The organism is Pseudomonas sp. WS 5146 (assembly GCF_012985495.1).
Lineage (GTDB): Bacteria > Pseudomonadota > Gammaproteobacteria > Pseudomonadales > Pseudomonadaceae > Aquipseudomonas > Aquipseudomonas edaphica.
This window is the reverse complement of record NZ_JAAQWL010000003.1, coordinates 51,782-78,541: the sequence shown is the minus strand read 5'-3', so window position 1 is coordinate 78,541 and position 26,760 is coordinate 51,782. Positions and strand designations below refer to the sequence as shown.

The 26,760-nt window shown below is 59.8% G+C and carries 24 protein-coding genes; 9 read left to right on the top strand and 15 right to left on the bottom strand.

Translation table 11 applies throughout. From position 1 onward, the window contains the following. Positions 1 to 120 precede the first annotated feature (120 nt). From msrA to msrB, 3 genes are all read right to left on the bottom strand, one after another. Complete coding sequence (msrA, locus tag HBO41_RS09245) at positions 121 to 816, bottom strand: peptide-methionine (S)-S-oxide reductase MsrA (RefSeq protein ID WP_017135517.1); 696 nt, start codon at positions 814 to 816, stop codon at positions 121 to 123. 148 nt (positions 817 to 964) lie between these two features. After that, positions 965 to 2,725, bottom strand: coding sequence for a cytochrome c biogenesis protein DipZ (locus HBO41_RS09240; RefSeq protein WP_099549852.1), 1,761 nt, complete (start codon positions 2,723 to 2,725; stop codon positions 965 to 967). 38 nt (positions 2,726 to 2,763) lie between these two features. Then, the gene (msrB, locus tag HBO41_RS09235; protein WP_169985910.1) at positions 2,764 to 3,264 is read right to left on the bottom strand and encodes a peptide-methionine (R)-S-oxide reductase MsrB; all 501 of its coding nucleotides are present in this window, start codon (positions 3,262 to 3,264) and stop codon (positions 2,764 to 2,766) included. Between the two features lie 281 nt (positions 3,265 to 3,545). Between msrB and HBO41_RS09230 the strand changes: the two genes are divergently transcribed. Next, complete coding sequence (locus HBO41_RS09230) at positions 3,546 to 4,256, top strand: response regulator transcription factor (RefSeq protein ID WP_017135515.1); 711 nt, start codon at positions 3,546 to 3,548, stop codon at positions 4,254 to 4,256. Continuing rightward, positions 4,253 to 5,719, top strand: coding sequence for a HAMP domain-containing sensor histidine kinase (locus tag HBO41_RS09225; protein WP_017135514.1), 1,467 nt, complete (start codon positions 4,253 to 4,255; stop codon positions 5,717 to 5,719). Before HBO41_RS09230 ends, HBO41_RS09225 begins: the two co-directional genes overlap by 4 nt. A gap of 93 nt (positions 5,720 to 5,812) precedes the next feature. On the opposite strand, the gene HBO41_RS09220 is transcribed toward HBO41_RS09225, so the two are convergent. Next, positions 5,813 to 6,517, bottom strand: a complete 705-nt coding sequence (locus tag HBO41_RS09220; RefSeq protein WP_099549855.1) for an SDR family oxidoreductase — start codon at positions 6,515 to 6,517, stop codon at positions 5,813 to 5,815. 101 nt (positions 6,518 to 6,618) lie between these two features. On the opposite strand from HBO41_RS09220, the gene HBO41_RS09215 reads away from it, so the two are divergent. Further along, complete coding sequence (locus tag HBO41_RS09215) at positions 6,619 to 7,521, top strand: LysR family transcriptional regulator (RefSeq protein WP_138451283.1); 903 nt, start codon at positions 6,619 to 6,621, stop codon at positions 7,519 to 7,521. 81 nt (positions 7,522 to 7,602) lie between these two features. Continuing rightward, the gene (locus HBO41_RS09210) at positions 7,603 to 8,610 is read left to right on the top strand and encodes an aldo/keto reductase (protein WP_017135511.1); all 1,008 of its coding nucleotides are present in this window, start codon (positions 7,603 to 7,605) and stop codon (positions 8,608 to 8,610) included. Positions 8,611 to 8,660: 50 nt separating this feature from the next. On the opposite strand, the gene HBO41_RS09205 is transcribed toward HBO41_RS09210, so the two are convergent. Further along, on the bottom strand, positions 8,661 to 9,905 hold the full coding sequence (locus tag HBO41_RS09205; RefSeq protein WP_169985909.1) for a hypothetical protein: 1,245 nt from the start codon (positions 9,903 to 9,905) through the stop codon (positions 8,661 to 8,663). A 343-nt stretch (positions 9,906 to 10,248) separates the two neighbouring features. On the opposite strand from HBO41_RS09205, the gene rarD reads away from it, so the two are divergent. Then, positions 10,249 to 11,130 (top strand): EamA family transporter RarD, encoded by an 882-nt coding sequence (rarD, locus tag HBO41_RS09200; RefSeq protein ID WP_017135509.1) that lies wholly within the window; start codon positions 10,249 to 10,251, stop codon positions 11,128 to 11,130. Between the two features lie 56 nt (positions 11,131 to 11,186). On the opposite strand, the gene hppD is transcribed toward rarD, so the two are convergent. Further along, on the bottom strand, positions 11,187 to 12,263 hold the full coding sequence (hppD, locus tag HBO41_RS09195) for a 4-hydroxyphenylpyruvate dioxygenase (RefSeq protein WP_017135508.1): 1,077 nt from the start codon (positions 12,261 to 12,263) through the stop codon (positions 11,187 to 11,189). Between the two features lie 245 nt (positions 12,264 to 12,508). After that, positions 12,509 to 13,432 carry a DMT family transporter gene (locus HBO41_RS09190; RefSeq protein ID WP_169985907.1) on the bottom strand — a complete coding sequence of 308 codons (924 nt, stop codon included), beginning with the start codon at positions 13,430 to 13,432 and terminating at the stop codon, positions 12,509 to 12,511. Between the two features lie 77 nt (positions 13,433 to 13,509). Between HBO41_RS09190 and HBO41_RS09185 the strand changes: the two genes are divergently transcribed. Beyond that, positions 13,510 to 14,409: a LysR family transcriptional regulator gene (locus tag HBO41_RS09185; protein WP_017135506.1), complete on the top strand. Its 900-nt coding sequence runs from the start codon at positions 13,510 to 13,512 to the stop codon at positions 14,407 to 14,409. Here the strand turns inward: HBO41_RS09185 and HBO41_RS09180 are convergent. The 4 genes from HBO41_RS09180 to HBO41_RS09165 are packed head-to-tail and all read right to left on the bottom strand — an operon-like array spanning position 14,400 to position 19,493. Further along, the gene (locus tag HBO41_RS09180) at positions 14,400 to 15,485 is read right to left on the bottom strand and encodes a fimbrial protein (RefSeq protein ID WP_138452457.1); all 1,086 of its coding nucleotides are present in this window, start codon (positions 15,483 to 15,485) and stop codon (positions 14,400 to 14,402) included. The two genes, HBO41_RS09185 and HBO41_RS09180, sit on opposite strands and share 10 nt — an antisense overlap. Next, the gene (locus HBO41_RS09175; protein ID WP_169985905.1) at positions 15,485 to 18,091 is read right to left on the bottom strand and encodes a fimbria/pilus outer membrane usher protein; all 2,607 of its coding nucleotides are present in this window, start codon (positions 18,089 to 18,091) and stop codon (positions 15,485 to 15,487) included. Before HBO41_RS09175 ends, HBO41_RS09180 begins: the two co-directional genes overlap by 1 nt. Positions 18,092 to 18,093: 2 nt before the next feature. After that, complete coding sequence (locus HBO41_RS09170; RefSeq protein WP_017135503.1) at positions 18,094 to 18,873, bottom strand: molecular chaperone; 780 nt, start codon at positions 18,871 to 18,873, stop codon at positions 18,094 to 18,096. Between the two features lie 59 nt (positions 18,874 to 18,932). After that, a complete protein-coding gene (locus HBO41_RS09165) occupies positions 18,933 to 19,493 on the bottom strand; it encodes a fimbrial protein (RefSeq protein WP_099549862.1) in 561 nt (186 codons plus the stop codon). Positions 19,494 to 19,790: 297 nt separating this feature from the next. Between HBO41_RS09165 and HBO41_RS09160 the strand changes: the two genes are divergently transcribed. Next, positions 19,791 to 21,332, top strand: a complete 1,542-nt coding sequence (locus HBO41_RS09160) for an EAL domain-containing protein (protein ID WP_017135501.1) — start codon at positions 19,791 to 19,793, stop codon at positions 21,330 to 21,332. A gap of 199 nt (positions 21,333 to 21,531) precedes the next feature. After that, complete coding sequence (locus HBO41_RS09155; RefSeq protein WP_017135500.1) at positions 21,532 to 21,894, top strand: histone-like nucleoid-structuring protein, MvaT/MvaU family; 363 nt, start codon at positions 21,532 to 21,534, stop codon at positions 21,892 to 21,894. Between the two features lie 104 nt (positions 21,895 to 21,998). Here the strand turns inward: HBO41_RS09155 and HBO41_RS09150 are convergent, their stop codons facing one another. Further along, positions 21,999 to 22,535, bottom strand: a complete 537-nt coding sequence (locus tag HBO41_RS09150; protein ID WP_017135499.1) for a DUF4946 domain-containing protein — start codon at positions 22,533 to 22,535, stop codon at positions 21,999 to 22,001. Positions 22,536 to 22,728: 193 nt separating this feature from the next. Between HBO41_RS09150 and gloA the strand changes: the two genes are divergently transcribed. Next, positions 22,729 to 23,250, top strand: coding sequence for a lactoylglutathione lyase (gene gloA / locus HBO41_RS09145; protein WP_169985903.1), 522 nt, complete (start codon positions 22,729 to 22,731; stop codon positions 23,248 to 23,250). A 105-nt stretch (positions 23,251 to 23,355) separates the two neighbouring features. Here the strand turns inward: gloA and ahpF are convergent, their stop codons facing one another. The 3 genes from ahpF to HBO41_RS09130 all read right to left on the bottom strand — a co-directional run bounded on the left by ahpF (position 23,356) and on the right by HBO41_RS09130 (position 26,678). Continuing rightward, positions 23,356 to 24,921 (bottom strand): alkyl hydroperoxide reductase subunit F, encoded by a 1,566-nt coding sequence (gene ahpF / locus HBO41_RS09140; RefSeq protein WP_169985901.1) that lies wholly within the window; start codon positions 24,919 to 24,921, stop codon positions 23,356 to 23,358. Between the two features lie 127 nt (positions 24,922 to 25,048). Beyond that, positions 25,049 to 25,612 carry an alkyl hydroperoxide reductase subunit C gene (ahpC, locus tag HBO41_RS09135; RefSeq protein WP_010210361.1) on the bottom strand — a complete coding sequence of 188 codons (564 nt, stop codon included), beginning with the start codon at positions 25,610 to 25,612 and terminating at the stop codon, positions 25,049 to 25,051. 133 nt (positions 25,613 to 25,745) lie between these two features. Then, positions 25,746 to 26,678 (bottom strand): site-specific integrase, encoded by a 933-nt coding sequence (locus HBO41_RS09130; protein ID WP_017135496.1) that lies wholly within the window; start codon positions 26,676 to 26,678, stop codon positions 25,746 to 25,748. Between the last annotated feature and the right edge of the window lie 82 nt (positions 26,679 to 26,760).

The window sequence follows — 26,760 nt, the reverse complement described above, 5'->3', positions numbered from 1 at the left end:
ACGATCGTTCCCACGCTCCGCGTGGGAATGCCTCTTGTGACGCTCTGCGTCACGTCTTGGGACGCGGAGCGTCCTGGGCTGCATTCCCACGCAGAGCGTGGGAACGATCAGTCCGGGTGGTTATTGGTTTTTGACTAATACCGGCTCGGCACGGTATTGGTCGGGGAACAGTTTCTTGAGCTGCGCCACCTTGGGCAAATCATTGATCACGATGTACGGGTAAGACGGGTTCTCGGTCAGAAAATCCTGGTGATAGGACTCCGCCGGGTAGAACGTCTTGCCCATCTCGACCTTGGTCACGATCGGCTTGTCGAACGCTTTGGCGGCGTCCAACTGGGCGATATAGGCCTGTGCGACTTTTTGCTGTTCGGCATTTTGCGCAAAGATTTCCGAACGGTACTGGGTGCCGCTGTCCGGACCCTGGCGGTTCAGTTCAGTGGGGTTGTGGGCCACCGAGAAGTAGATCTGCAACAGCTTGCCGTAGCTGACTTTGCTCGGGTCGTAAGTCACCGACACCGATTCGGCGTGGCCGGTATCACCGTCGCTGACCGACTCGTACTGGGCCGTGTTTGCAGCGCCGCCGTCATAGCCGGAAACGGCGTTTTTCACGCCTTGCACATGCTGGAACACGCCTTGGACACCCCAGAAGCACCCCCCGGCGAACACCGCGGTTTGCAGGTTGCCGGGCTCGGCCGGCAGGTCCATGGCCGGCGGCGCGATCATCACAGCCTCTTCGGCGCCACCGAAGGAGAACGCCGAGCTTTGGCCGACGAAAGCGGCGAAGGCCAGTGCGGGTAAAAACTTGAGAAGCTTCATAGAACTCACTCCAGTACGCGGTCAAGTGTGGGAGCTGGCTTGCCTGCGATGGCACCGGCAGATCCAACATCATCGTCGGCAGGTACACCGCTATCGCAGCGATGCGGCGACCCGACAAGCCAGCTCCCACATGGATCAGGTTTTCACTTCAACCGAAGGTGAAGGCATACGCCGACACATGCGGGTCGAGAAATTCGATGCTGAAGGTGCGGTCCTGCACGGCGCCGCTCTGACGCACCAGTTGGTAAAGGCGCTGCTCGGTCACCGTACCGCTGCCATCCGGCGCCACATCGGTGCCATGAGCATCGCCTGGCGCCTGGCCATCAATCGTCACCTTGAAGCGCACCGGCTTGCCGTCGGCACCAGGCCCCAGCACCAGGTGCAGGTCACGGGCATGAAAGCGGTAAACCACACGCCCACCGGCCTGGTCGAGGGTGGCTTGTTGGCCGCCGACATTCCATTGGCCTTCCAGGGTCCAGTTGTTCAGGGCCAGGTGGCCGGCCGCCGGGTAATTCACCACTTTGTCGGTGCCCAACGCGCCGGTGGTGACGAAGTTTTCCGCACGCTGGAAGCCCAGGTAGGTTTCCGGCGATTGCACCTCGTTCATGTCCGGCGCTTGCTGCACACCCTTGGCATCGGCCTCGATCAAACCACCGGCGACGTTGGTCGCGCCGGCCTCACGCAGCAGTTGCTGAATCACCCGCTCCGACTCGGCGTAGTCGCCTTCACCGAAGTGGTGATAACGAATCTGGCCCTTGGCATCGGCAAAGTAATGCGCCGGCCAGTATTGGTTGTTGAAGGCGCGCCAGATCTTGTAGTTGTTGTCGATCGCCACCGGGTAGGTGATGCCCAGGTCTTTCATGGCCTTGGTGACGTTGTTCACGTCGCGTTCAAAGGCAAATTCCGGGGCGTGTACGCCAATCACCACCAAACCCTGGTCTTTGTATTTCTCGGCCCAGGCTTTGACGTAAGGCAAGGTGCGCAGGCAGTTGATGCAGGAGTAGGTCCAGAAATCCACCAGTACCACTTTGCCCTTGAGTGCTTCGGCGGTCAGCGGCGGGCTGTTGAGCCATTGCACCGCGCCCTCCAGCGGCGGCAGCGTGCCTTCGATAGGCAGTGTGTCGCTGTGGTTGGCCGCCGCCATCATGGCGCCACCGGCCATCATCGCCCCGCTCTTCTGTGCAGGTTTGGCGCTCAGTGTGTCGACCAGGCTTTGTTCAAGGCCACCGGTTGAGGCGGTCGACAAGCGCGACAACACGCCCGTGTCCAGGCCCAAGGCGATGGCGGCCACACCGGCCAGCATCAGCGCACCCAGGCCACGGCGCAGCCATTCGCCGGCGCCCAGGGATTTTTTCATCAAGCCAAAGACTTTACCGCCGACCAGCAGAGCCAAGGCCAGGGAGGTGGCAGCCCCGGCGGCGTAGGCCAGCAAGAGCAAGGTAGTGCCGATGCTGGCCCCTTGCAGCGCGGCGCCGGTCAGCACCAGCCCCAGGATTGGCCCGGCGCAAGGCGCCCAGAGCAAACCGGTGGCCACGCCGATCAGGAACGACGCGCCCGGACGCGGTTTGGCATCGGCCCCGGCGGCCTCCGACAAGCGACTGCCGGCGGCCACCAATGGCCGCGTCAGTCGCTCCGAGAGTTTCGGCAGCAACAGCGTGAGCCCGAACAGGGCAACGCACAGCAACGCGAGCCAACGCCCGTATTGATTGACTTGCACCACCCAGCCGCCGCCCACCGCAGCCAGTGAGGCCACCAGGGCGAACGTCACCGCCATCCCCGCTAACAGCGGCAAGCCACTGCGCATAAACGGCTGCCCGGTGCGAGCGAAGACAAAAGGCAGAACAGGCAGGATGCACGGGCTGACAATTGTCAGCACGCCGCCCAGATACGCGAGAACCAGCAGCCACATGGAATCGACCCTTATACGAATTAAAAATGGACATCGGCTTAAGCCGCCGTGAACGTCATGGCGACGCCATTCATGCAGTAGCGCAGGCCTGTGGGCGCCGGGCCATCGTCAAAAACGTGCCCTTGGTGGCCACCGCAACGGCGACAATGAATTTCCTTGCGTACCACGCCATACGAAGTGTCGACGTGGCTGGCGACCGCGTTGTCCAGCGGCTGCCAGAAGCTTGGCCAGCCGGTGTGGCTGTCAAACTTGGTGGTCGAGGAGAACAGCGGCAATGCGCAACCGGCACAGGCAAAGGTGCCAGCACGGTGTTCATCATTGAGTGTGCTGCTGTAGGGGCGTTCGGTGCCCTCCTCGCGCAGCACGTCAAATTGCTCAGCCGTCAGCAGGCTGCGCCACTGAGCCTCGGTATGGCTGACCTCAAAGGCCTCGGCCGCTTCGACTTCGGTGACCATGTTGAGCTGTTTCAGCAGGCCACCGGCCAGGACGGCGACACCCAGGCCACCACCGGCCAGCAGCATTTGTCGACGTGAGTACATACGATTCTCCTCAACCCATAGGCATTCATGGCGAGCGTGCTTGTTGTGGCGAGCGGGCTTGCCCCGCGTTGGAGTGCGCAGCGCTCCCGCTTTTTTGGGGCCGCTACGCAGCCCAACGCGGGGCAAGCCCGCTCGCCACATAAAACCCATCCGCAGCAACAATGTCGCCATCCTGAGCCTTGGGCGGTCGCGAAATCCTCACGCAGAGTTAAACAATTCGTGATAACTACACTGTGGCAAAAGCCGCACAATGCGCGGACTACAAGCGAAGGTTTTCTTATATGGATCAGCCCAAACGCGTCCTGGTGGTCGAGGACGATGCCCATATTGCCGACTTGATCTGCCTGCACCTGCGCGACGAGCAGTTCGAGGTGGTGCACAGCGCCGATGGCACCGAGGGCCTGGGCCTGCTCGAACAAGGTGGCTGGGATGCACTGATCCTCGACCTGATGCTGCCCGGCGTCGACGGCCTGGAGATCTGCCGCCGTGCCCGTGCCATGGCGCGCTACACACCGATCATCATCACCAGCGCGCGTTCCAGCGAACTGCACCGCATCCTTGGCCTGGAGTTGGGTGCTGACGACTATTTGGCCAAGCCGTTCTCGATGCCGGAGTTGGTGGCGCGGGTCAAGGCACTGTTGCGCCGGGTGGACGCGATGGCGCGCAACCTGAAGATGGACGCCGGCAGCCTTGAGCTGGGCGCGTTGTTCATCAACCCGCTGACCCGTGACGCCACCCTGCAAGGCCAGCGCCTGGACCTCACGCCGCGCGAATTTGACCTGCTGTACTTCTTTGCCCGTCAGCCGGGTAAAGTCTTCTCGCGCATGGACCTGCTCAACGCCGTGTGGGGCTACAGCCACGAGGGCTACGAGCACACCGTGAACACCCATATCAACCGGCTGCGCGCCAAGGTCGAGGTCGACCCGGCCAACCCGGCGCGCATCCTCACGGTGTGGGGCCGTGGCTACAAATTCGCCGAGAGCGCCGCATGAAGTTGACCCTGACCCAACGCCTGTCGGTGGTGTTTGCCGTGTTGCTGGTGATCTGCAGCGGCACGTCGGCCTGGCTGCAGGTGCGTTCCAACCACATGCATGAACTGGAAGTGGTGCAAGGCCTGTCCCGCGACTTGGCGGCGCACATTGCCCGCGATACCCAACTGATGGACGCCGACGGCCTCAAGCCCGATGCCGTGCGCAACCTGTTCAACCAACTGATGCTGGTTAACCCGAGTGTCGAGGTGTACCTGCTCGATATTGACGGCCGTGTGGTGGGTAACGCCGCACCCAGCGGGCATTTGCTGCGTGACCATGTGGACCTCGCGCCGGTTCGGCGCTTTCTCAGCGGGGCCATGCTGCCGATCCTTGGCGATGACCCGCGCAGCGTCGACGGGCGCAAAGTATTCAGTGCTGCGCCGCTCAAGGCCAACGGCCAGCAAACCGGCTTTCTGTATGTGGTGCTGCTGGGCGAAGCCCATGATGTGTACGACGCCAAGGACGCCACCGGCATGGCCTTGAAGATCGCCCTGTGGTCCATCGGCCTGGTCGCCCTGCTCTGCCTGATGGCGGGCCTGATCGCCTTTGCCTGGATCACCCGGCCACTGCGCCAACTGACCGACAAGGTCGGCCAGTTCGACATTAACGGCGCGCCGAAAGCCGCCGAAACGGCTGTTCCCGAACTCAACAGCGGCGATGAAATCGCCGTGCTCGACCACGCCTTCGTGCAGATGGAAAACCGTTTGGGCGAGCAATGGCGCGCCATCACCCATCAAGACCAGGAACGTCGGGAGATGGTCGCCAATATTTCCCACGACCTGCGCACGCCATTGGCGTCGTTGCATGGCTACCTGGAAACCCTGTCGCTCAAGGATGCGAGCCTGAGCCCCGAAGAACGCCGGCGCTACCTGGGCATTGCGCTGGACCAGAGCCGTAAAGTCGGCGGCCTGGCCCAGTCCCTGCTGGAACTGGTGCGCCTGGAGCACGGTTTTGTGCAGCCGGTGATAGAAGGCTTCTCGCTGCCGGACCTGGTGCAAGATATCTTTCAGAAATTCGAACTGACCGCTGAAGCCCGTGCCATCACCCTCATCGCCACCCTGCCGCCCCAGGTGCCGACGGTGATGGCCGACCTGGGCCTGATCGAACGGGTGCTCACCAACCTGCTGGACAACGCGTTGCGCCATACACCGGTGAATGGAGAAGTCGAGGTGATCCTGGCGCCCGAGGCCGGTGCCGTAGCAGTCATGGTCAGCGACAGCGGCCCCGGAATCGATGCCCAATTGCGCGAAGGCTTGTTCCTGCGCGCCTTCACCATCGGCGGCGCGCGCCGCGATGGCGGCCTGGGCTTGCGCATCGTGCACCGCATTCTGCAACTGCATGGGCGCAGTATCGAACTGGTGGAGCGCCCTGGGCATGGCGCGACGTTCAGGTTCTCCCTGGAAACCCGAGCCTCAACGCGTTGACTTGCGGCTAGGCTGGCATGGCGGCCTGTGCCGCCATACCTTTTTGCACTGCCTGCGCCCTTTGCGAACCAGCCCTACACTTTTGCTCAGTGTTTACAGCAGGCCTCCGCCGTCGATATCAATTACCGCGCCGGTGACAAAGCCATTTTCCATGGCCAGCACATAACCCGCCGCCACTTCATCCGCCTGCCCGACTCGCCCCACTGGCAACGCGGTGCCGGCCTTGGCGAACATCGCCAGGCGTTGCTCGTCTGCCAGCCCCGCATACGCCGGCGTGTCGATCACACCTGGGCTGATCACGTTGACGCGCCGTGGTGCCAACTCTTTTGCGAGCTGCTTGCCCAGCGCTTCAGTCGCAGCATTGATACCCGTCTTGATGAACTGCCCCGCCATCAACTTACGGCCCAGTTGGCCCGAGGTCAGGCTGATGCTGCCGTGCTCTGCCAAAAATGGCAGCGCTTGCTGAATCGCACGCAATGCACCCCAGAGTTTCACGCTGAAATTGTCCTGGGCCTCGTCCAGATCGGTCTCGACCAGCGGTTTTGCCCGCACTGACGGGCCGGAGGTAAACACCAAGTGGTCAAAACGCCCGACCGTCTCGAACAAACGTTGCAAGGAGGCGCTGTCGGTGACGTCGACCGGTTCGCTGCGCACAGCGTTTTCGACACCCGACGTCAAACGCCGCCCGGCCAGCACCACGTGTGCGCCACGGGCGCTGGCGGCCTTGGCCACGGCGGCACCGATGCCGCTGCTGCCGCCGATCACGATAACGGTTTTACCGCTGAGGGAAGATGTCATGGGGTTACTACCTGGCTAAAAAAGTGAGCGTTGATCTTCTCAGCTTGGCAATCGGCGAAAAATCCCGGTAAAACGACAAGATCTTTAAAGGATTTTTACAAATGAGCTCGACCCTGGACCTTGAAGTGTTCGTGCGCACCGCCGACACCGGCAGCCTGTCGGCGGCGGCGCGCAGCCTCAACCTCACCCCGGCGGCGGCAAGTATTGCGCTCAAGCGCCTGGAAACCCGGCTGGGCATCCGCTTGCTCGCCCGCTCGACGCGTAGCATGCGCCTGACCGAAGAAGGCCGGCGCTACCTCGACAGCGTGCGCGTAGCCCTCGAAGCGCTGGCCGAAGGCGAGCAGGCGATCAAGCAACAAGGCCAGAGCTTGAGTGGGTTATTGCAACTGGCAGCACCTTCGGACTTCGGCCGCAATGTACTGCTCGGCTGGCTGGATGAGTTCAAGCTTGCGCACCCGACGATCCGCCTGCAGCTACTGCTCAACGACAGTAACGCGGATCTGTTCCGCGACACCGTCGACATTGCCCTGCGCTTTGGTGTGCCGAGGGATTCCAGCCTGGTGGCGCTGCCCGTGGTACCCGGCCACCATCGTATCCCCTGCGCCAGCCCCGACTACCTGGCGCGCCATGGCACACCGCGCACGCCGGCCGACCTGGCGCAGCACAGTACATTGCGCTACATGCGCCGTGGGCAGGCAAACAGCACCTGGTACTTTCGCCAAGGCGCCTTGCTGCAGGAGGTCGAGGTGTCGGGTGACTACCTGAGCGATGACGGTGAAATCGTGCGGCGCTGGGCGCTGGCGGGCCACGGCATCGCCTATAAGGCCAACCTGGATATTGCCGGCGATATCAAGGCTGGGCGGTTGGTGCCGCTGCTGCCCGACTGGCAAGGCGAGCCCACGCCGTTCAACCTGATGTGCCCACATCGCCTGCAAGTGTCGGAACGGGTGAAAGTGCTGCATGGTTTTTTACAGCAGCGCTGCCAGACCTTGCTGAGTGTATGAAGAAACGCGCGCAGGGCTTGTTCCAGAGCCGTCGAGTCTGGTATTGCATGGGTAACGTTTCCCTGCCATGAGGAGCTTTGCATGATTTACCGCACATTGGGCCAGTCCGGGTTGAAGGTCAGCGCACTAACCCTGGGCACCATGATGTTTGGCGAGCAGACCAACACGGAAGACTCGCTGCGCATCATCGACAAGGCCTGGGACCAGGGCATCAATTTCATTGACACGGCCGACGTCTACACCGGTGGGCGCTCCGAGGAAATCGTCGGCGAGGCCATTGCCCGCCACCGTTCGGATTGGGTGCTGGCCACCAAAGTCGGCTTTGGCCCGGTGGACGGCCTGCCCAACCGCAGCGGCTTGAGCCGCAAGCGCATGTTCAATGCACTGGAAGCCAGCCTGAAGCGCCTGGACACCGACTACCTGGACATTTATTACCTGCACCGCGAGGACCACGACACGCCGCTGGAAGTCACCGTGTCGGCGATTGGCGACCTGATCCGCCAAGGCAAGATCCGCTATTGGGGCCTGTCCAACTACCGTGGTTGGCGTATCGCCGAAGTGATTCGCGTGGCCGAGCGTCTGGGGGTCGACCAGCCGATCATCAGCCAGCCGCTGTACAACATCGTCAACCGCCAGGCCGAGGTCGAGCAACTTACCGCTGCAGCCGCCTATGGCTTGGGTGTGGTGCCTTATAGCCCACTGGCCCGTGGCGTACTCAGTGGCAAATACGCCCCCGACGTGACGCCCGAAGCCGGCAGCCGTGCGGCGCGCCAGGACAAGCGTATCCTGGAAACCGAATGGCGGGTGGAGTCATTGCGCATTGCCCAGCAGATTCAGCAATACACCCAAGGACGGAGTGTGGGAATGGTCGAGTTTGCAATTGCCTGGGTGCTGAACAACTCCGCGGTCAGTTCGGCGATTGTCGGGCCGCGTACCGAGGCGCAGTGGGATGCGTATACCGGGGCGCTGGCGGTGAAGATCACGGCAGAAGATGAGGCGTTTATTGACTCGCTGGTGACGCCAGGGCATTCGTCTACGCCGGGGTTTAATGACGTGAGCCATTTTGTGTCAGGGCGTATTAGTCGGTAGTCATACCCCGCCCACCGTCGCCAGTGTGGGCGGGTTTGTTGGTTGCCGAGTTATAGTTTTATATCCGCTTTTACACCTAACCCATGGGCGGCTTCCCTGGCCTCTTCTTGTGTCACAGGTTGTTGTTTTAATATCTTCGCCAGCACGGCGGCGACAGATCTGTAAGTACCATAGCCAGGCACAAACCCCTGAGCGGCAGTCGCAAAGTTGGTAAGTATCGCGTTCATTTCACTTTTTGGCAGACCGAATACCCTGCCGATATCGTTGTTCTTATTCAAGAAAAGCAACACGGCATTGACGGGGTTATCCAGGCCGCGTTCGACGGTATCGGCAGTTGCTTTGTCGACTCCAAGCGCTTGCAGGAGCGTTGAGACCCCGGAAAATGGACTTTCTAGAAAATTGGCGAAGGCGTTGACCACAGAGTTCAGATCACCATTGCCCCTGAAGACGAGTTCTCGCAGTTGTGGCAATGTGATGGGAACCAGTGGCAATTGACTATGGGCGCCATTTTTAAGGAAGTAAAAATTCCCCTTGTCACCCGAACCCAGCAAGTTGCCGTGAAAGTCGTACCGATAGACCACTTTCTCTCCATTGGGCCGCACGCCGCTAAAGGTCGGCCTGCCGTGATCGACCGATTCCAATTGCTGATTGACAAGCCCGTTGACAAACCTGATTGTCGTAGGGTTTTCACTGGTTCGATCCAAGTGCTCAAACACATTCCCTACGATCTGCTGGCCTGGTCCTATCAGCATATTGGGTGCGCTGCCTTGCGTTGCGGATGCACGCGCCTGTACTGCTGTTCTGACAGGGGAAGTCGCTGTCTTGTCGACAAAATGGGCAAGAAACGCGTTAAAGGCGTCAGTCTTTTTCGGTAAACTTTTCAGAAAATCGTCGATTGCCTGATAACTGTTAAACTCATAACTTGATTTAAAGTCCTTCTCCGGCATCCACAATACAAAATTCACGGCGCCCTGCACGATCGGTTCGCGTTTGACAATAAAACTGTCCCTGGCCGAATAAGGACCCACGTTGAAGCAATAAGCACTGACGCGAGGTTGTTTAGAAGTATCTGGAGAGGCAACCGCGTCCAGTAATTCCTTACCGTCCGCCGTGAGTACGCCGCTGTTGTTATCTCTGGCGACCGACTCGAAAAAAGTCTTATAGGTTTCAAGTTTTTTCCAGGACGGTGTGTCACCTTTCGGAAACGCAACGCTTTCGCCGAACCTGCCTATAATGCCGGGCAAACCGTTGAAGGTAGCAGGTGAAGAGCCATAATAGGGGGAAATGCCATGCATAGAGTGGACCTCATTATCTAATGTCTTAGTCTGCAACCCTCTGAACCACTCCTTGCCAGAGCCATGGTTATCATCACGCAATGATGACGCCCACCAAAGTCGCACTTACTAACTTATTTCCATTAGTTGATGTTTTTTGCAGAGCATTAATAAGCCATGCAAAACTTTCCATGCAAAACCAAGCGCAGTCATGCTAGCCGCGAAAAGTCATACTTGTGTGGCACGGGGGTAGGAAGGTGTTCCATTAAAATGTTGTAATCGGCGTGACAAAGAGTGTCACGAACCCTATATTCCCCACCTAAGTTCCCCTTCTTCTGTAAAAATCAGCTTTCGCGAGGACAGTGTGTCTAAAGGTGTTGTTTTATCGGTCTTGGCCTCGGTGTTGTTTGCCGTGATGTATTACTTCACCTCGCTGCTCACGCCCTTGAGCGGCCTGGAGATTTTTGGTTGGCGCATGCTGCTGACCGTGCCGTGCATGACGGTGTTCATGATCGTCAGCGGTGAATGGCGGCGCGTGTGGGAGTTGCTGCGAATGCTGGCGGCCAGGCCGCGGCTGATCGGCGGCGTGGTGCTGTCGTCCGCCCTGCTGGGCGTACAGTTATGGCTGTTTATGTGGGCACCGTTGAACGGGCGCAGCCTGGATGTGTCGGTGGGGTATTTCCTGCTGCCACTGACCATGGTGCTGACCGGGCGCCTGGTCTACGGCGAACGCTTGTCGCGCTTGCAGCAGATCGCGGTATTTTTTGCCGCGCTCGGGGTGCTTAATGAGTTGTACCAGGCCGGTGGTTTTTCCTGGGCCACGCTGGTGGTAATCATTGGGTACCCGATCTACTTCGTGGTACGCAAATACCTGAGCACCGATCACCTGGGTGGCTTGTGGCTGGACATGGCGCTGATGCTGCCGGTGGCCTGGTGGTTTGTGCAGCATGGCGAACAAGGTTTTGCCGTGCTCGAGCTGCACCCCAAGCTCTATGCGTTGATTCCAATGCTGGGTTTGATCAGTGCCTCGGCGCTGGTGAGCTACATCATCGCCAGCCGCTTATTGGCCTTCAGCCTGTTCGGCTTGCTCAGCTATGTGGAGCCTGTGTTGCTACTGTTCGTGGCCTTGTTGCTGGGCGAAGGCATCAAGGGCGGCCAGTGGCTGACGTATATCCCGATCTGGCTGGCGGTGATGGTGCTGGTGTATGAAGGTTTCAAGCATCTGCTGCGTCAGCGCAAAGCCTGATGCGCAGGCAATAAAAAGCCCGGCCGGGGGTTAACCTCGGCCGGGCTTTTTTGTGCTTAGTCGGTGGTCAGTACACCACGACGCACCTGGTCACGCTCGATCGACTCGAACAGTGCCTTGAAGTTGCCCTCGCCAAACCCATCGTCGCCTTTGCGCTGGATGAATTCGAAGAACACCGGCCCCATCAGGGTTTCCGAGAAAATCTGTAGCAGCAGACGTTTGTCGCCCTCGATCGAGGAGCCGTCCAGCAGAATACCGCGCGCCTGCAGTTGGTCCACCGGCTCGCCGTGGTTTGGCAGGCGGCCTTCGAGCATTTCGTAGTAGGTGTCCGGCGGCGCAGTCATGAAGCGCATGCCGATCTTCTTCAGCGCATCCCAGGTCTTGACCAGGTCTTCGGTGAGGAACGCCACGTGCTGGATGCCCTCGCCGTTGAACTGCATCAGGAACTCTTCGATCTGGCCGGCGCCTTTGGACGATTCCTCGTTCAGCGGGATGCGGATCATGCCGTCCGGGGCACTCATGGCCTTGGACGTGAGGCCGGTGTATTCACCCTTGATATCGAAGTAGCGTGCTTCACGGAAGTTGAACAGTTTCTCGTAGAAGTTGGCCCAGTAGACCATGCGGCCGCGATACACGTTGTGGGTCAGGTGGTCGATGACCTTGAGGCCTGCTCCTACCGGATTGCGGTCGACACCTTCGAGGTACACGAAGTCGATGTCATAAATCGAGCTACCTTCACCGAAACGGTCGATCAGGTACAGCGGCGCACCGCCAATGCCTTTAATGGCTGGCAGGTTGAGTTCCATCGGGCCGGTTTCGATATGAATCGGCTGGGCGCCCAGTTCCAGCGCGCGGTTGTAGGCTTGCTGCGAGTCTTTGACGCGGAACGCCATGCCACACACCGACGGGCCGTGTTCGGCGGCAAAGTACGACGCCAGGCTGTCGGGCTGGTTGTTGAGGATCAGATTGATCTCGCCCTGGCGATACAGGTGCACATTCTTGGAGCGGTGGGTCGCGACTTTGGTGAAGCCCATGATCTCGAAGATCGGCTCCAGGGTGCCTGGAGTCGGCGATGCGAATTCAATAAATTCAAAGCCCATCAGGCCCATCGGGTTTTCGTATTGGTCGGCCATTTCGGCACCTCATCATTCTTGTAAGTAGCAAGCAGTCAAATACAGGCAAGGATGAGGTTGCAGGGTGGCGCGCACGAGAGACCCCGCACGCTGCGGGCGAGGAAGTCACCAAAGATCAGGGGGGAGCCGAGTAGCTTCATGATTACATCAGTCTCTGACGGCCGAGGCTTGCGTGAGCGCAAGTCCATATTCTTGTATGCGTAAATCGATTCTACACAGCGTAACAGTATTTGTCCGCACTCTCATCAAATCCCTATTGCCCTGGGCTGCGCAAGGGGTTTGTTGCACAGATAGATGCCCAACAGGATCACCGCGCCACCCAGCGCCATGGGTAACGTCAGTTGTTCGCCGAGCAGCAGCGCGCCGCAGATCACCGCCGTCAGCGGGTTAAGCGCGATGAACACGCCCGCGCGGGTCGCGCCGATACGCCGGATGCCATCGTAATAGCCGATGTACGCCAGCGCGGAGCCGAGCACACCCAAATACAACAGGCTCACAACCTGCGGCCAGTGCAGGCTGACGACCCCTTGTACGGTGAAGCGTCTGGTGAGCGCGGTGGCCAGTGTCAGCATCAGGGTGCCGAGCAATACTGACCACGTGACGGTTTGCAATGGCCCCAGGCTTTGATTCAACGCGCGGGAAAACAACGAGTAAATCCCCCACCCCAGCACACAGCCAAACACCAGCACGTCGCCCTGCCAGGTACTCGATGCACCTTGCAGCAGTTGCGGGTTACGACTGACGATCACCGCCGCAGCGCCAGCCAGGCACAACGCCATGCCCAGCACCTTGGCAGCGCCGAGGCGCTCTTTGAACAACCACCAGGAAGCCAGGCCGATCACGGCCGGATTCAACGCCACGATCAATGAAGCGCGCGAGGCATTGATGTACTGCAGGCCGTAGAAAAAACACAGGTTGTAGAAAAAGATCCCGAAAAAACCCAGCACTGCCAGACGTAGCAGTTGCCGGGGACGTGGCCGCGCCAGCGGGATGCGTGCACACAGCATAAACAGCAGCAGCGCCAGGCTGGCCAGGATAAACCGCAGGCTGGCGGCCAGCAGCGGGTCTACTTGATGGGCCAGGTAGCGCCCGGCGACAAAGGTGCCACCCCAGATCATGGTCACAGCGGCGAGCTTCAGGTAGGTGAGGCGATCAGACGAATGATGCATTAGCAGTTGCTCGACAGGTGGCAGGGTTGGCATATTTTTCGACTAATGTTCAGTAATCGTAAAATGAGCCTTTACTCATGACCTTGACCCAACTGGAAATTTTTTCACTGGTGGCCGAGCTGCAAGGTTTCACCAGTGCGGCGCACCGCCTGGGCATCAGCCAGTCGGCGGTGTCCCATGCGGTCAAGGCCTTGGAGCAGGAGCTGGGTGTGGAATTGTTTCGGCGCCACCAGACGTTGGTGGAGCTGAGCGATATCGGCGCGCAATTACTCGGGCGCGCCCGTGCCATGCTCGGCCTGGCCGCGACCTTACAGCAGGAAGCCGCCGACGCCCGTGGCATGAAGCGCGGCACCTTGCGCATCGGCTCCTTCGGCCCCACTGCGTCGGTGCGCTTGTTGCCAACAATCCTCAGCCATTTTCGGCAGGCCTACCCGGGCATTGAAGTGCATGTGGACGAGGGGCCAGACCGGCAAGTCATCCAGTGGCTGGACGAGCGGCGTGTCGACGTGGGTTTTGTGGTGCTCGCCGACACGCCAACGGACAGTGAGCGTTTCGACACCGTGGCATTGTTCGAGGATCAGCTTGTCGTGTTGTTGCCGGCCACCCATGCGCTGGTTGCCAGCACATCAGTACCTTTGCAAGCGCTGTGTGACGATCCGTTCATTCTCACCGAAGCCGGCTCATCGGAGCTGGTGATGCGCTTGTTCAGCGACGCGCGTTTGCGGCCCAACGTGCGGTATCGCTGTGCCCAATTGCTCAGTACGCTGGAAGCCGTCAGCCGTGGCGACGGGCTGAGCATCGTGGCGCAGGCATCGTTGCCCGAACGTGTCGACAGTCGTTATGTGGCACGGCCATTATCACCGCCGGTGCCGCGCCGGATCGGCCTGGCGGTGTTGGACCGGCGCCAGGCCTCACCTGCTGCCCTTGCGTTCCTCACACTCGCGCAAGGGCTGCAACACACCGGCACTCACCGATAACTCATGGTGAACGAAGCCAACCCGTTGGCCGTACCGGGTCGGATCATTTTTTCGGTTTGCACATAACGAGCAGTCAAGGGGATCGTGATGGTGCCGTTGCTCGTGCTTGTCACCCGCCATTGGTTCAGGTTGTCGACGGCCGAAGAGTCGGCGCCATAGTTGAGCACTGAGGGGCCACTCAACAGCTGTATTGCCACACCCTTGGCTGTCGAAGTGCGCGTCAGCGACAACTGATTGCCGCGATTTGCGGGGTTAGTCTGGTCGGTCACCGTGACCCAGATATCCAGGCTGCCACCGGTTCCCCCGGCACAGTCCAGCCTGATGTTATGGCTCACGCTTGCAGCGTAGCTGCCTACACCCCTGAAATCACGGCTGGCCACAGGCCCCATCGGCATGACAACCGAGGGTGTCGAGACATGGCAGGTAGGCCGCAGCGGCGGCGCTATGACCGCGTTGCTCAGGCTTACCGAAGCGTAGCCCGGGCCTGAGGTCGTGACATTGGTCAGCGTGTAGTTGGCAAACGTGCGCGCAGTGATCGTGCCGGCCGAGACAGGGCCGGTAGCCACCAGGTAGATCCGCCCCTGGAGCCCCCACCCATTGGGCTTGTTGTGTTTGACGGTTAATAACGCCGTGGTGCCGTGATGGAGTGGGTGAAAAGGCTGGCCGGGGTCCCTGGCCATCACCGCGAATCCCACTCCGGGCAGGTTGGTGGCGTAGACCGGCATCGAGAACCCGGACGCACTGAACGTGATACCCGTAGCCGGCGAATTGACTACGCTTATGTTCGCTGTCACGGGTTGCTCGATAGGCCAATCCTTGTATTGACAGCGCATCACATAAGCATTGCGGCTGTCGAAGTCATAGCCGTTTACCGCGCCCAGGGCCTGCCCGATCTGTACGTGGCCCTGCAAGGTGATGGGCGCAATCGAGACATTCAGGTTTGCCTGGGGCGAACAATCGCCAGCATTACCAAAGTGCGCTTGGGCAGGCGTTGCGAAAGCCCAGCCGCTCAGCAGTGCGACGACGCCGGAAAACCTGACCGTGAAGCGTTGAACACCGTTCATCGTGTGATTCATCAGGTGTTCTCCTCGTAGCGACACTGGCTGACCAATTGATCTGTATTTTCCTGGCGGCGACCGGGTTCACGGGCAGGTAGATGGTAACGAATGAAACACCGCTCGCCCGCCGCCTCAGCCCACTGCACGGTCAGCCTGCCGTGGTCGGCAACCCCGCGTACAAAAGCCTTGCCCGCCTGGCCAACCACCCCGACTTCGTTGCCCTGCTCGTCAAATACCTGGGCTGCGAACGGCAGGGGTCTGCCGTTCGGGTGGGTGGCTTTGATCACTACCGCCCGGCCGCTGACGGTCTCGAATTTGACCAGCGATATTGCGCCCAGGGTCGGTACCACGGAGCGGTTCGACTCCTTTAATTCCACGTCCATGGGCATGCCTTGCGGGTCGATGTCCACGGCGTTGGGCTGGTACGCCCGCAAAGAAGGCATGACCCCATAACCCTGCTTGTCGATACGCACCCCGGAACCGCCGAGCTGCGCTCCCTGGGCATCCGGCGCATACACCAGCGCCGAAGCTTCACCGAGGTTTTGCGCCAGGGTGACGCCATCGCTGTGGGCGATCAGGCCGCCGTCGACGCTCATGGACACTTGCGCATTGCCCTGGCGCTGGCCATAACCGCCGCGCAGGTTGGCTGCGTTACTGCGATAGCCCGCGTAAGCGTTGAAGCTTGAGCCGCCGTGATCGCCGGTGCCGCGACTGCCGACCAACCCGTAATGGGTGTGCGCCGTATCCCCCAACAAACCATTGATGCCGACTTGTTGCTGACTGCCGCGCGACTCACCTGCATCCCGCGACAGTGAACTGCTCAGGGTCGGTGCGCGCGTGCCCTCGCCCAATGGCATGGAGAGGCTCAGCACCCAGTGATTCTCAACGCGTTCGGTTCGCGTCGAGCGGCCGAAGAAAATATCCTCACCGCGTTCGCGGTCGCTCGCCCGATACAGCTCGCTGACTCTCGAACGCTGCGCCGAGAGGTTCCAACTCAGCGACTTCCAACTGGCCCCATAACTGGCGGTGAACGACGTCTGGCGCCCTTGCTGCCCGGCCCAGTAGTCAGTGGAGCTGCCATACAAACTCAGGGTGCCCTCCCCCAGCTGCTGGCTGATCGTCAGGTCCAGGCGGCTCTTTTGCCGGGCATAGCTGTCCAGGTTCCCACCATGACGGCCCAGGTCGCGCACATTCAATGCGTCCGGCAGGTTCAGGTAGCCATCGGTCGAGAAGCGATAGGCGCCGAGTGCAAAATGCGTTCCCGAAAACGGCACATTCTTGTTGTAGGCCAGGCCAAGGCTTTGTCCGTGGGCCAGGGCTTGCCCCTGCACCTGTGTGCGCGAGTGGGTAGTGTCCAAGGCGAATGCACCAACAGGCGTACTCATCGCCAGGCCCGCCTTGCCTTGGCTATAGCCCTGGGAAAGCGTGGCGCCGCCATAAACGGTGAGGTTATCGACTAGCCCATGTTGCAGCGTGCCTTGAAACACTGAAGCGTTGGCATCACTCACACCATGCTGCTGCACCCGGCCCACCGTTGCGCTGTAGTGTGTGGCGCGGTAACGCAACAGTTGCGGGGCCACCGAATAAGGCACGACAAAGGTGCTGCGTCGCCCGTCTACCTCGGTGACACTGACGTCGAGGTCGCCTCCGTAGCCCGTGGGGTAGAGATCATCGATCACAAAAGGCCCAGGCGCCACAGTGGTTTCGTAAAGGGTGTAGCCGTTCTGGCGCACCGTCACCGTGGCATTGCTGTCGGCAACGCCGCGCACCTGAGGCGCATAGCCTTGTTGCGACGGCGCAAGCATACGGTTATCCGTGGCCAGCGTAACGCCACGCACGCGCACGCCATCAAGGATCTGACCGCTGCTGAAACTGTCACCTACGGTCAGTTGCGACTGCCAGGCTGAAACGGCGCGTTGCAAGTAGGTGGCCGTGGCTTGATAAGGCAAGTGGCTGCTTCGCGAAGCCCAGGCTTGCCCGCCCTGGTGGCGCAACCGCCAGTCACCCAGGTTGACCCCGCCGTCGAGGCCAAGATAACTGCGGTCTTCACCCGCACCTGATGTCACCGCAGCGGCGCTGTAGGTGTAATTGAGCAGTGCGGCATCAACGCCCGCGTCCCATTGGGCGGGGTCAATGTAGTCGCGTGCGGAGCCATTGATGTAGACCTGCGGGATGCTGACATCCAGGGTCAGGGACTCGACATCGACATGGCTGCTGGCCATGGGCATCCATGCGGCGAAATCGCGACAATCCCCCTCGGCGCCTGCCTCGAACTTGCGCAGTACTACTCCGAGTTCGGCCAGTTGTTGCGCGCTCACACAGGGTTGCGCAGCGTCCTGTTTGTCCAGGTTTACGAAGGTGATCGGGCGACGGCCCAGCGATTGGCCGTTGAGTATCACGTCAACGCGATAAACCCCTGGCGTCAACACATTGCTGGTATTGAAGCGTGAGAGATCCGCCGGGCTGGACACACCGCTGGTAAAGGCCTCCAGGTCAAACAACAACGGGGCAGCCTCGGCCGATAACACAAGCGTGCTCAGCAGGCCGAACAACAGCACCAGCCGAGGGTGGGAAAACAGCCAGGCAGCGCCTTGGCAAAACGTGAATGGCAACAAGGCAGGCATAGTCAGAACTTCAGAGGAGCACGCTGCGGCGCGGAAAACGTGCCGTAGTCATTGATGTATTTGAAATGCACCCGGGCATCCGCAGGGATGGGCCGCACGGCCTTGTGCACCCTCAGGGTCAGGTTGCCGCCTGGCGGCACCATGCCCTCTTCCGCCGGCAGCAGCGGCGCGTCTTGCTGCGGGCCCATGGCCAACGCCACCTCGTTGAATGTCACGTGATAGGCCGATGGGTTGTGCACGTCCAGCAGCGTCCCCTGGGTACTGCGGCGCAAGGACCAGCGTAATTGCGTGTGCGCTTCGTTCGGGCTGCCAGGCAGATCGGCGGGGCGAAAAAACACTTTGGTACGGATACGAAAGGCGAATTGCAGGTGATTCGCCGGGCCAACCTCTGCATCGGCCTCGGTGTTGACCTTGGGCGGGATCTCCAGCGCATTCAGCCAAAACAACGATTCCCGATCAGCCGGCAGTGGCTCTTGGGTGTAGACCAGGCGCACGGCCTGGCTTTTCTGCGGGTTCAGGCGAAACACCGGCGGCGAAAGGCTGAAAGGCACCTCGCTGTTAGAAGGGTCTGACGCCGGGTCACCCTGATCCAGCCATACCTGGACCAGGCGCGGAGCCCGTTCGTCGTCGTTGGTCAGGCGCAAGGTGATTTCGCGACGCTGTTGCGGGTAAATGTGCCGCGTGCCATCGATCACTACACCGGCATGGGCAACGGATGGCCATCCGCTAACCATCGAAATGGCGAGCAGCAAGGCAATTGCGAACATGAGTCGGGCAAGCATGGGGCGGTCCTCCAAGGCGCTGTCCAGTGCCTGGCGAACCGCCAGGCTCCGGGCCTTGATCAGGGAAACGTGACGGAATACAGCACCTGCGTACTTACCGGGCCTGGGGTTGCGGCGCCGGTGGCGAAGTACTGCGCGGCGAACGGCAGCGACACCTCACCGTTGTCGGGGACTTTTGCGCTGCTCGAATTGAGTGCCAGGCGCAGGTCCATAGGCTTTTGGGTAGTGCCGTCGACAATCTGCACCTCAACCAGGCTGGCAGGCACTGGTTTGGCCGGCGCTTGATTCTTCAAGTTGCCGGTAGCCGGGTTGATCGCCGGGCTGCTGCTCTCGAACAACACCGCCACCGTCGTATCCTTGGGGCACGCACCCACACGCACAACAAATGGGGTGGTGCCGGCCGTCTGGCCTTTTGCCTTGAGCGCGCTGGCCTGGACCTTGTTGAGCACAACGGCGAAGTTCGGGCTGGCGCCAGGCGCGGAGCCTGCCCCGCCACTGATACTGCAGGTGGTGCCGGTGATTTCACCGGTCAGGCTGATGGTACCGTCTGCGGCAAAAGCAGGCAGCGCGGCGACGCCGGTAGCAGCCAGGAAAGCAGCGGCCAATCGGATGTTGTTCATTGCAGGTAATTCCTTATCAAGTAGCGTTAACGGGTTACGAAACGAATTTCAACAATTGAAAGACGAGGGTCGACCGTCCCGCCAGAAGTGGGCTGAAACGGCTGAGAGAGAGGCTGGAAGGGTCGGTGCTCCGAAGTCTCTTACTTTTTGCAACGATGTTTATCTTGCCAAGTTGAGACAATCGCAACAACTGACCGAACGGCTAGGTCAATTCGCGCCAAACAAGTGAGCGGCACTGCGCAATGCCAACTATCATCGGCACACACCCGTCTTTTTATTCTGTTATTGGCTGCCTCTATGCCCCTCACTGCCAAAGGCCCCCGAAGCCGAACTGCACGCGCGCTCATCAGCAGTGTCTGCGGCCTGGTACCCGTTTTATTGGGGGTTGTGATTCTTCATTGGCAAGCCGAACGCACCCTTGAGCAAAGCACCGCCCAAACCGCGCTGGAGGCTGTGCGCCAATTCGATTTAATGCTCGACAACACCGCCCTCGCCGCCCAGGCATTGCTGCCGCTGGCCGGCCAACCGTGCGACAACGGCGCGCAACTGGCACTGCGCGAACAGGTCACGCGGCGCCCCTTTGTGCGGGCAACGACCTTGTCCTGGCAAAAAAACATCTATTGCAGCTCGTTGTTCGGCGGCAGCTACCAGTCACCGGTCAACCCGGACGATTACGTAGCGGGCACGCTGTGGTTGATGAACGGCAACCCGGTAACGCCCGATACCGCGTTGTTGGTTTACCGCCTGGTCGATGGCGATAAAGCCGCGTTTGCCTCGGTTGACGGCTATCACCTGACCAACGCCTTGCGCCTGATCAGCCGCTACGCACACCTGATCCTGCAAGTGGGAGCCAACTGGCTGGACGCTGACGGCAAGGTGCACACCACTGCAATGCCGCAGTTTGCAGTGGCCCATCAGCACCTGAACTCCGAGCGTTACCCGTACAGCGTCGATGCCGGCATGCCTGTCGGTGAGGTCTGGCGGTACATGGAGGCGCGCTACCCGGCGCTGTTCAGTCTGCTGGTGTTCTTTGGTGTGCTGGCGGGCGTGTTGGCGCACTGGCTGCAAAAGCGCTCGTCCGCGCCGACCCATGAGTTGCAGCGGGCATTGGGGGCCAATGAATTCATTCCGTATTTCCAGCCAGTGGTGCGTGGCGACACCCGCGAATGGGCCGGCTGTGAAGTATTGATGCGCTGGCGGCACCCGAAGGAAGGCTTGGTTCGCCCTGACCTGTTTATACCGTTGGCCGAACATTCTGGCCTGATCGTGCCGATGACCCGCTCGTTGCTACGCCAGACCGCTGCGCAACTGGCCCCGCATGCCGGGCGCTTCACCCCGGGCTTCCATATCGGCGTGAACATCACCGCCAGTCACTGCCAGGACCTCGACCTGGTGCAGGACTGCCGGGAGTTTCTCGCTGCGTTCGCCCCCGGCCAGGTGACGCTGGTACTGGAGTTGACCGAACGTGAACTGATTCAGCCTACCGACACCACCGCCCGCCTGTTCGACGCCCTGCATCAACTGGGGGTGATGATCGCGATTGATGACTTCGGAACCGGCCACTCCAGCCTGGGTTACTTACGCAACTTCAACGTCGACTACTTGAAAATCGATCAAAGTTTTGTCGCCATGATTGGCGCCGATGCACTCTCACGGCATATTCTGGACAGCATCATAGAACTCAGCGGCAAGCTGGACCTGGGTATTGTCGCCGAGGGCGTGGAAACAGCAGAGCAATGCGAATACCTGGCGGCCCAAGGTGTGGATTTCCTGCAGGGCTACCTGTTCGGCCGGCCGTTGCCCTGTGAGGAATTCATTAAGTCGCTGAGCAGCCATTGAATAGCCATCTAGTGCGCTGGATGAAATAATCTTATTTAGGTAACGCCGTGATTTACTCGCGCGGCATTAACTACTACAATTTTTCCTGCCTGTGCTGAACTCGCAGAAAGGCCTCTTTCTTTGAGTTACCTTAAAGCTCCTGGCTTACACGCTTTATCTGCAGTTGATATCAGCCAACTACACTATTGGAGTACAGATTTTGTCCAGACTCGCCGAATTTCGCGCAGCAGAAAAAGCCCTTCAAGAACAGCTGGCTCAGCTGGAATCCTTGAAGAACGACGCCGGCCTGAAAAAAGAAATCGAATTCGAAGAAAAGCTGCAAGGGCTGATGAAGCACTACGGCAAAAGCCTGCGCGACATCATCTCGATCCTTGATCCTAACCCTGGCAAAGCCAGCGCTGCTGCCGCCGCACCAAAACAGCGCCGCGCACGTGTGGTCAAGGTTTACCACAACCCACACACCGGCGAACTGATCGAAACCAAAGGCGGCAACCACCGCGGCCTGAAAGCCTGGAAAGAACAGTATGGCGCTGCCACAGTAGATTCCTGGTTGCGCGGCTGATCAAAAGACGCTGCAAAAACCCCGCTGATGCGGGGTTTTTTTTTGCTTCGAAAACGAACTTAATCAAGTGTTCACTTTGTTCAAAAACGAGTGAGATAACCCGTTCAAAGTTTAAGGCTATCACGCACTGAACTGACTTCAGCCTTACTGGCTTCATAGGCCTCGGCCTGACCGGCGAAGGAAAAGACATAGGCTTTATCGCTATCAACTGCGCCGACCAATGTTTGTGACAATATGTGCCGACCGTTCTCGGTAATCACGCAAGTAGTTTCCAGCGCTTCAAGACGGCTCAATGTGCTGGTGTGCATTTTGGTGCACACGCTTTGATAACCGCTGCCGGCAAAATCCTTCTGGATGGATTTGCGCATTTCCAGCAGTACGCCTTGAAGATTAACTTTATGGCCCGCCTCAATCGGTGTACCGGTCAACTCCATGACCATCAAGGTGTTGCCGTTTTCATCATTCTTGATTGCGCGTTGGCGGGACACCGCCTGAGGTTTTACCGGCGCTTCGTCGTCGGGCACTACTTCCTCGACTTGCCAGCCGCTGGGCCAATGAATTTCCGGGTCGGCCGCCAACACAAAGGGGCTGCCCAGCAACACACATACAGCGCTCAACAACGGCTTACGAAATTCAATCATCAAGAAAACACCCAAGGTTCAAGCGTCGAAGTTTGAGCCTGACACCCTTGGCTCGCAAGGGCTGAGTAACCTTTTTCATTTGGCTCGGCCGGTAACGCTTGCGTATCATGGCGGTGCGGCACGGATGCCGGCCGCAAGCCAAGGGACCACTCAAGTCACGAGTCGCGTTTGCCCCATTTTTTCTGGAGGGCCCATGAGCCTGCACGATCTGAACACTTTCCCGGGCGTCACCGCCCAACCTGACACCGCCACGTCGAACTTCGTGTTCAACCACACCATGCTGCGGGTCAAGGACATCACCAAATCGCTGGACTTCTACACCCGCGTATTGGGCTTTTCCCTGGTTGAAAAGCGTGACTTCCCGGAAGCCAAATTCAGCCTCTACTTTCTGGCCCTGGTGGACAAGGCCCAGATTCCAGCCGACGCCGCCGCGCGCACGCAGTGGATGAAGTCGATCCCTGGCATCCTCGAACTGACCCACAACCACGGCACCGAAAACGACGCCGACTTTGCTTACCACAACGGCAATACTGACCCGCGTGGCTTTGGCCATATCTGCATTTCGGTGCCGGATATTGTCGCCGCTTGCGAGCGTTTTGAAGCCTTGGGCTGTGATTTCCAGAAGCGCCTGAGCGATGGCCGCATGAAAAGCCTGGCGTTCATCAAAGACCCGGATGCTTACTGGGTTGAGATTATTCAGCCGGCGCCGCTGTAAGCGTTCTGCGTGACGCGGAGCGTCACCGGATGCATTCCCACGTAGAACGTGGGAACGAGAAAACCCCATGATCACTCATGGGGTTTTTTATTTTCGCAGCCGGATTTAAGCGGGTGCCGAGGTACGGATCAGGTGATCAAAAGCACTCAGCGAAGCCTTCGCGCCCTCGCCTACCGCAATCACGATCTGCTTGTACGGCACGGTCGTCACGTCACCGGCAGCAAACACGCCCGGCAGTGAAGTTTCGCCACGCGCATCGACGATGATCTCGCCGCGCGGGGTCAATTCCACCGTGCCCTTGAGCCAGTCGGTGTTGGGCAACAAGCCGATCTGAACAAAGATGCCTTCCAGGTCGATGGTCTTGAACTCGCCGCTGTCACGATCCTTGTACGCCAGACCGGTGACCTTCTGGCCATCGCCTTTGACTTCACTGGTCAATGCGCTGGTGATCACGTCCACGTTCGGCAGGCTGTAGAGCTTGCGCTGCAACACGGCATCGGCGCGCAACTTGCTGTCGAACTCGAGCAAGGTCACGTGGCTGACGATACCGGCCAGGTCAATGGCTGCTTCAACGCCGGAGTTACCACCGCCGATCACTGCCACACGCTTGCCTTTGAACAACGGGCCGTCGCAATGCGGGCAGAAGCACACGCCGCGGGCCTTGTATTCCTGCTCGCCCGGCACACCCATCTCGCGCCAGCGGGCACCGGTGGCCAGAATCACGGTTTTGGACTTGAGGGTCGCACCGCTTTCAAAGCGAATTTCGTGCAAGTCACCGGCATTTTTTGCCGGGATCAGGCGGCTGGCACGCTGCAGGTTCATGATGTCTACGTCGTACTGACGCACATGCGCCTCCAGGGCGCTGGCCAGTTTCGGCCCTTCGGTCTCCTGCACGGAGATGAAGTTCTCGATGGACATAGTGTCCAGCACCTGGCCGCCGAAACGCTCAGCTGCCACGCCGGTGCGAATACCTTTGCGTGCGGCGTAGATAGCTGCGGCAGAACCGGCTGGGCCACCACCGACCACCAACACATCAAAGGCCTGTTTGGCGCTGATTTTCTCGGCGGCCTTTTCGATACCGCTGGTGTCGAGCTTGGCGAGGATCTCTTCCAGGCCCATGCGGCCCTGGCCGAAGTTCACACCATTGAGGTACACGCTGGGCACTGCCATGACCTGGCGTTCATCGACCTCAGCCTGGAACAGCGCGCCGTCGATGGCGACGTGGTGGATGTTCGGGTTAAGCACGGCCATCAGGTTCAGCGCCTGAACCACGTCAGGGCAGTTCTGGCACGACAGCGAGAAGTAGGTCTCGAAGCTGAACTCGCCTTTCAAGGCACGAATCTGTTCAATCACTTCGACACTGGCTTTCGACGGGTGGCCACCGACTTGCAGCAGGGCCAGCACCAGCGAAGTGAATTCATGGCCCATGGGGATGCCGGCAAAACGCAGGCTGATATCGGCACCTGGGCGGTTGATGGAGAACGACGGCTTGCGCGCATCATTGCCATCGGTTTTGAGGGTAATCAGCGTGGTGAGGCTGGTTACGTCCTGCAATAGGGCAAGCATTTCCTGGGATTTCGCACCGTCGTCGAGGGAGGCGACGATCTCGATCGGCTGGGTGACCCGTTCCAGGTATGACTTCAACTGAGCTTTAAGATTGGCGTCCAACATACGGGCGATTTCCTGTTAATTCGGTTTATTGCAGACAAAAAAACGCCCGAGCGAATCTCGCCCGGGCGTTTTGAGGGCGGTGCAGCTTACTTAAGGTGCGGCAACCCGCCCTTGATGTTTCACAGACTTAGATCTTGCCGACCAGGTCCAGGGACGGAGCCAGAGTAGCCTCGCCTTCTTTCCACTTGGCTGGGCAGACTTCGCCCGGGTGAGCAGCGACGTACTGAGCGGCCTTGATTTTGCGCAGCAGCTCGGAAGCGTCACGGCCAACACCGCCGTCGTTCAGTTCAACGATCTTGATCTGACCTTCCGGGTTGATCACGAAGGTGCCGCGGTCTGCCAGGCCAGCTTCTTCGATCAGCACGTCGAAGTTGCGCGAGATGGTCAGGGTTGGGTCGCCGATCATGGTGTACTGGATTTTGCCGATGGCTGGCGAAGTGTTGTGCCAGGCAGCGTGGGCAAAGTGGGTATCGGTGGACACGCTGTAGATTTCGACGCCCAGTTTCTGGAATTCGGCGTAGTTGTCAGCCAGGTCTTCCAGTTCGGTTGGGCAAACGAAGGTGAAGTCGGCTGGGTAGAAGAAGACTACGGACCATTTGCCTTTCAGGTCAGCGTCCGACACGTCTACGAAGTTGCCGTTTTTGTAGGCGGTCGCTTTGAACGGTTTTACTTGGCTGTTGATGATAGGCATCGGTGACTCTCCGTCAGTGGTTGAAAAGTTGATGAGATGAATCCTACTCACTCTTTCCGTCGGTGGCTCATTGGCAAACCTGATGCTGACGATTGGTTTTCCCTATCAGGTATCTGTATTAATAGAAGAAATCTCAAAGCAGCGGTGGAGTCGCCAAGGTCATGCCCAAAAAGGGTGTCGCTTCAACATAGCGCATGGCGGATTTCATGTCGCTCCAGCCGACGTAACTCATCAGCGACTTGATGTCCCAGCCACTGCGATGGGCCCAGGTGGCGAAACCGCGGCGCAGCGAGTGACTGGTGTATTGATCAGCCGGAATGCCCGCGCGCTCCAGAGCCTGGCGCAGCAGAGGGATCACGCTGTTGGGGTGCAGCCCCTCCTCGCCCAGGTTGCCCCAGCGATCAATCCCCCGAAACACCGGCCCCCGCACCAGGGCCGAGGCGCTTAGCCAGTCGCTGTAGGCCTGCACCGGGCACAAGCGCAGCAGCGCCGGCGTCTGGTAGGTTTTGCCGAGGTTGTCGCGGTCACTTTTGCTGCGCGGCAGGTACAGACTGATGCCGGCGCCGGGCACCGCTTGCACGTGTTCGATGCTCAGGCGACATAACTCGTCGCTGCGAAAGCCGCGCCAGAAGCCCAGCAGGATCAACGCAGTGTCGCGCTTGGCGCGCAGCAAGCGCGGCTGATCCCGCGCTTCAATGGCCTGCCTGGCTTCAACCTCAAGTGATGCCACCACCTGTTCAAGGTGCTTGAGCTGCAAAGGTTCGGCCTGCTTCTCCCGTGCCGGGTGCACCGCCCGAATGCCCTTGAGCACCTTGCGCACCACCGGCGCCTTGGTCGGGTCCGGGAAACCCTGGCTGGTGTGCCACTGCGCCAGCGCCGAGAGCCGCAGCTTCAAGGTGTTGACCGCCAGCACCCCGGCATGGGCCACCAGGTAGCGCGCCACGCTGTCGCTGGTGGCTGGCAGGAACCCGCCCCAACTCACTTCGAAATGCTCGAGGGCTGCGCGATAGCTGCGCCGCGTGTTGTCGCGGGTGGCGGCGTTGAGGTAACGGTCCAGGTCGCTCATGAAAGGCCTATTCGTACTGCTGGCGGGTGTATTAACGGTTAAAACGGCTCTGACACGGGATAATACGCCAATATCCCATCTG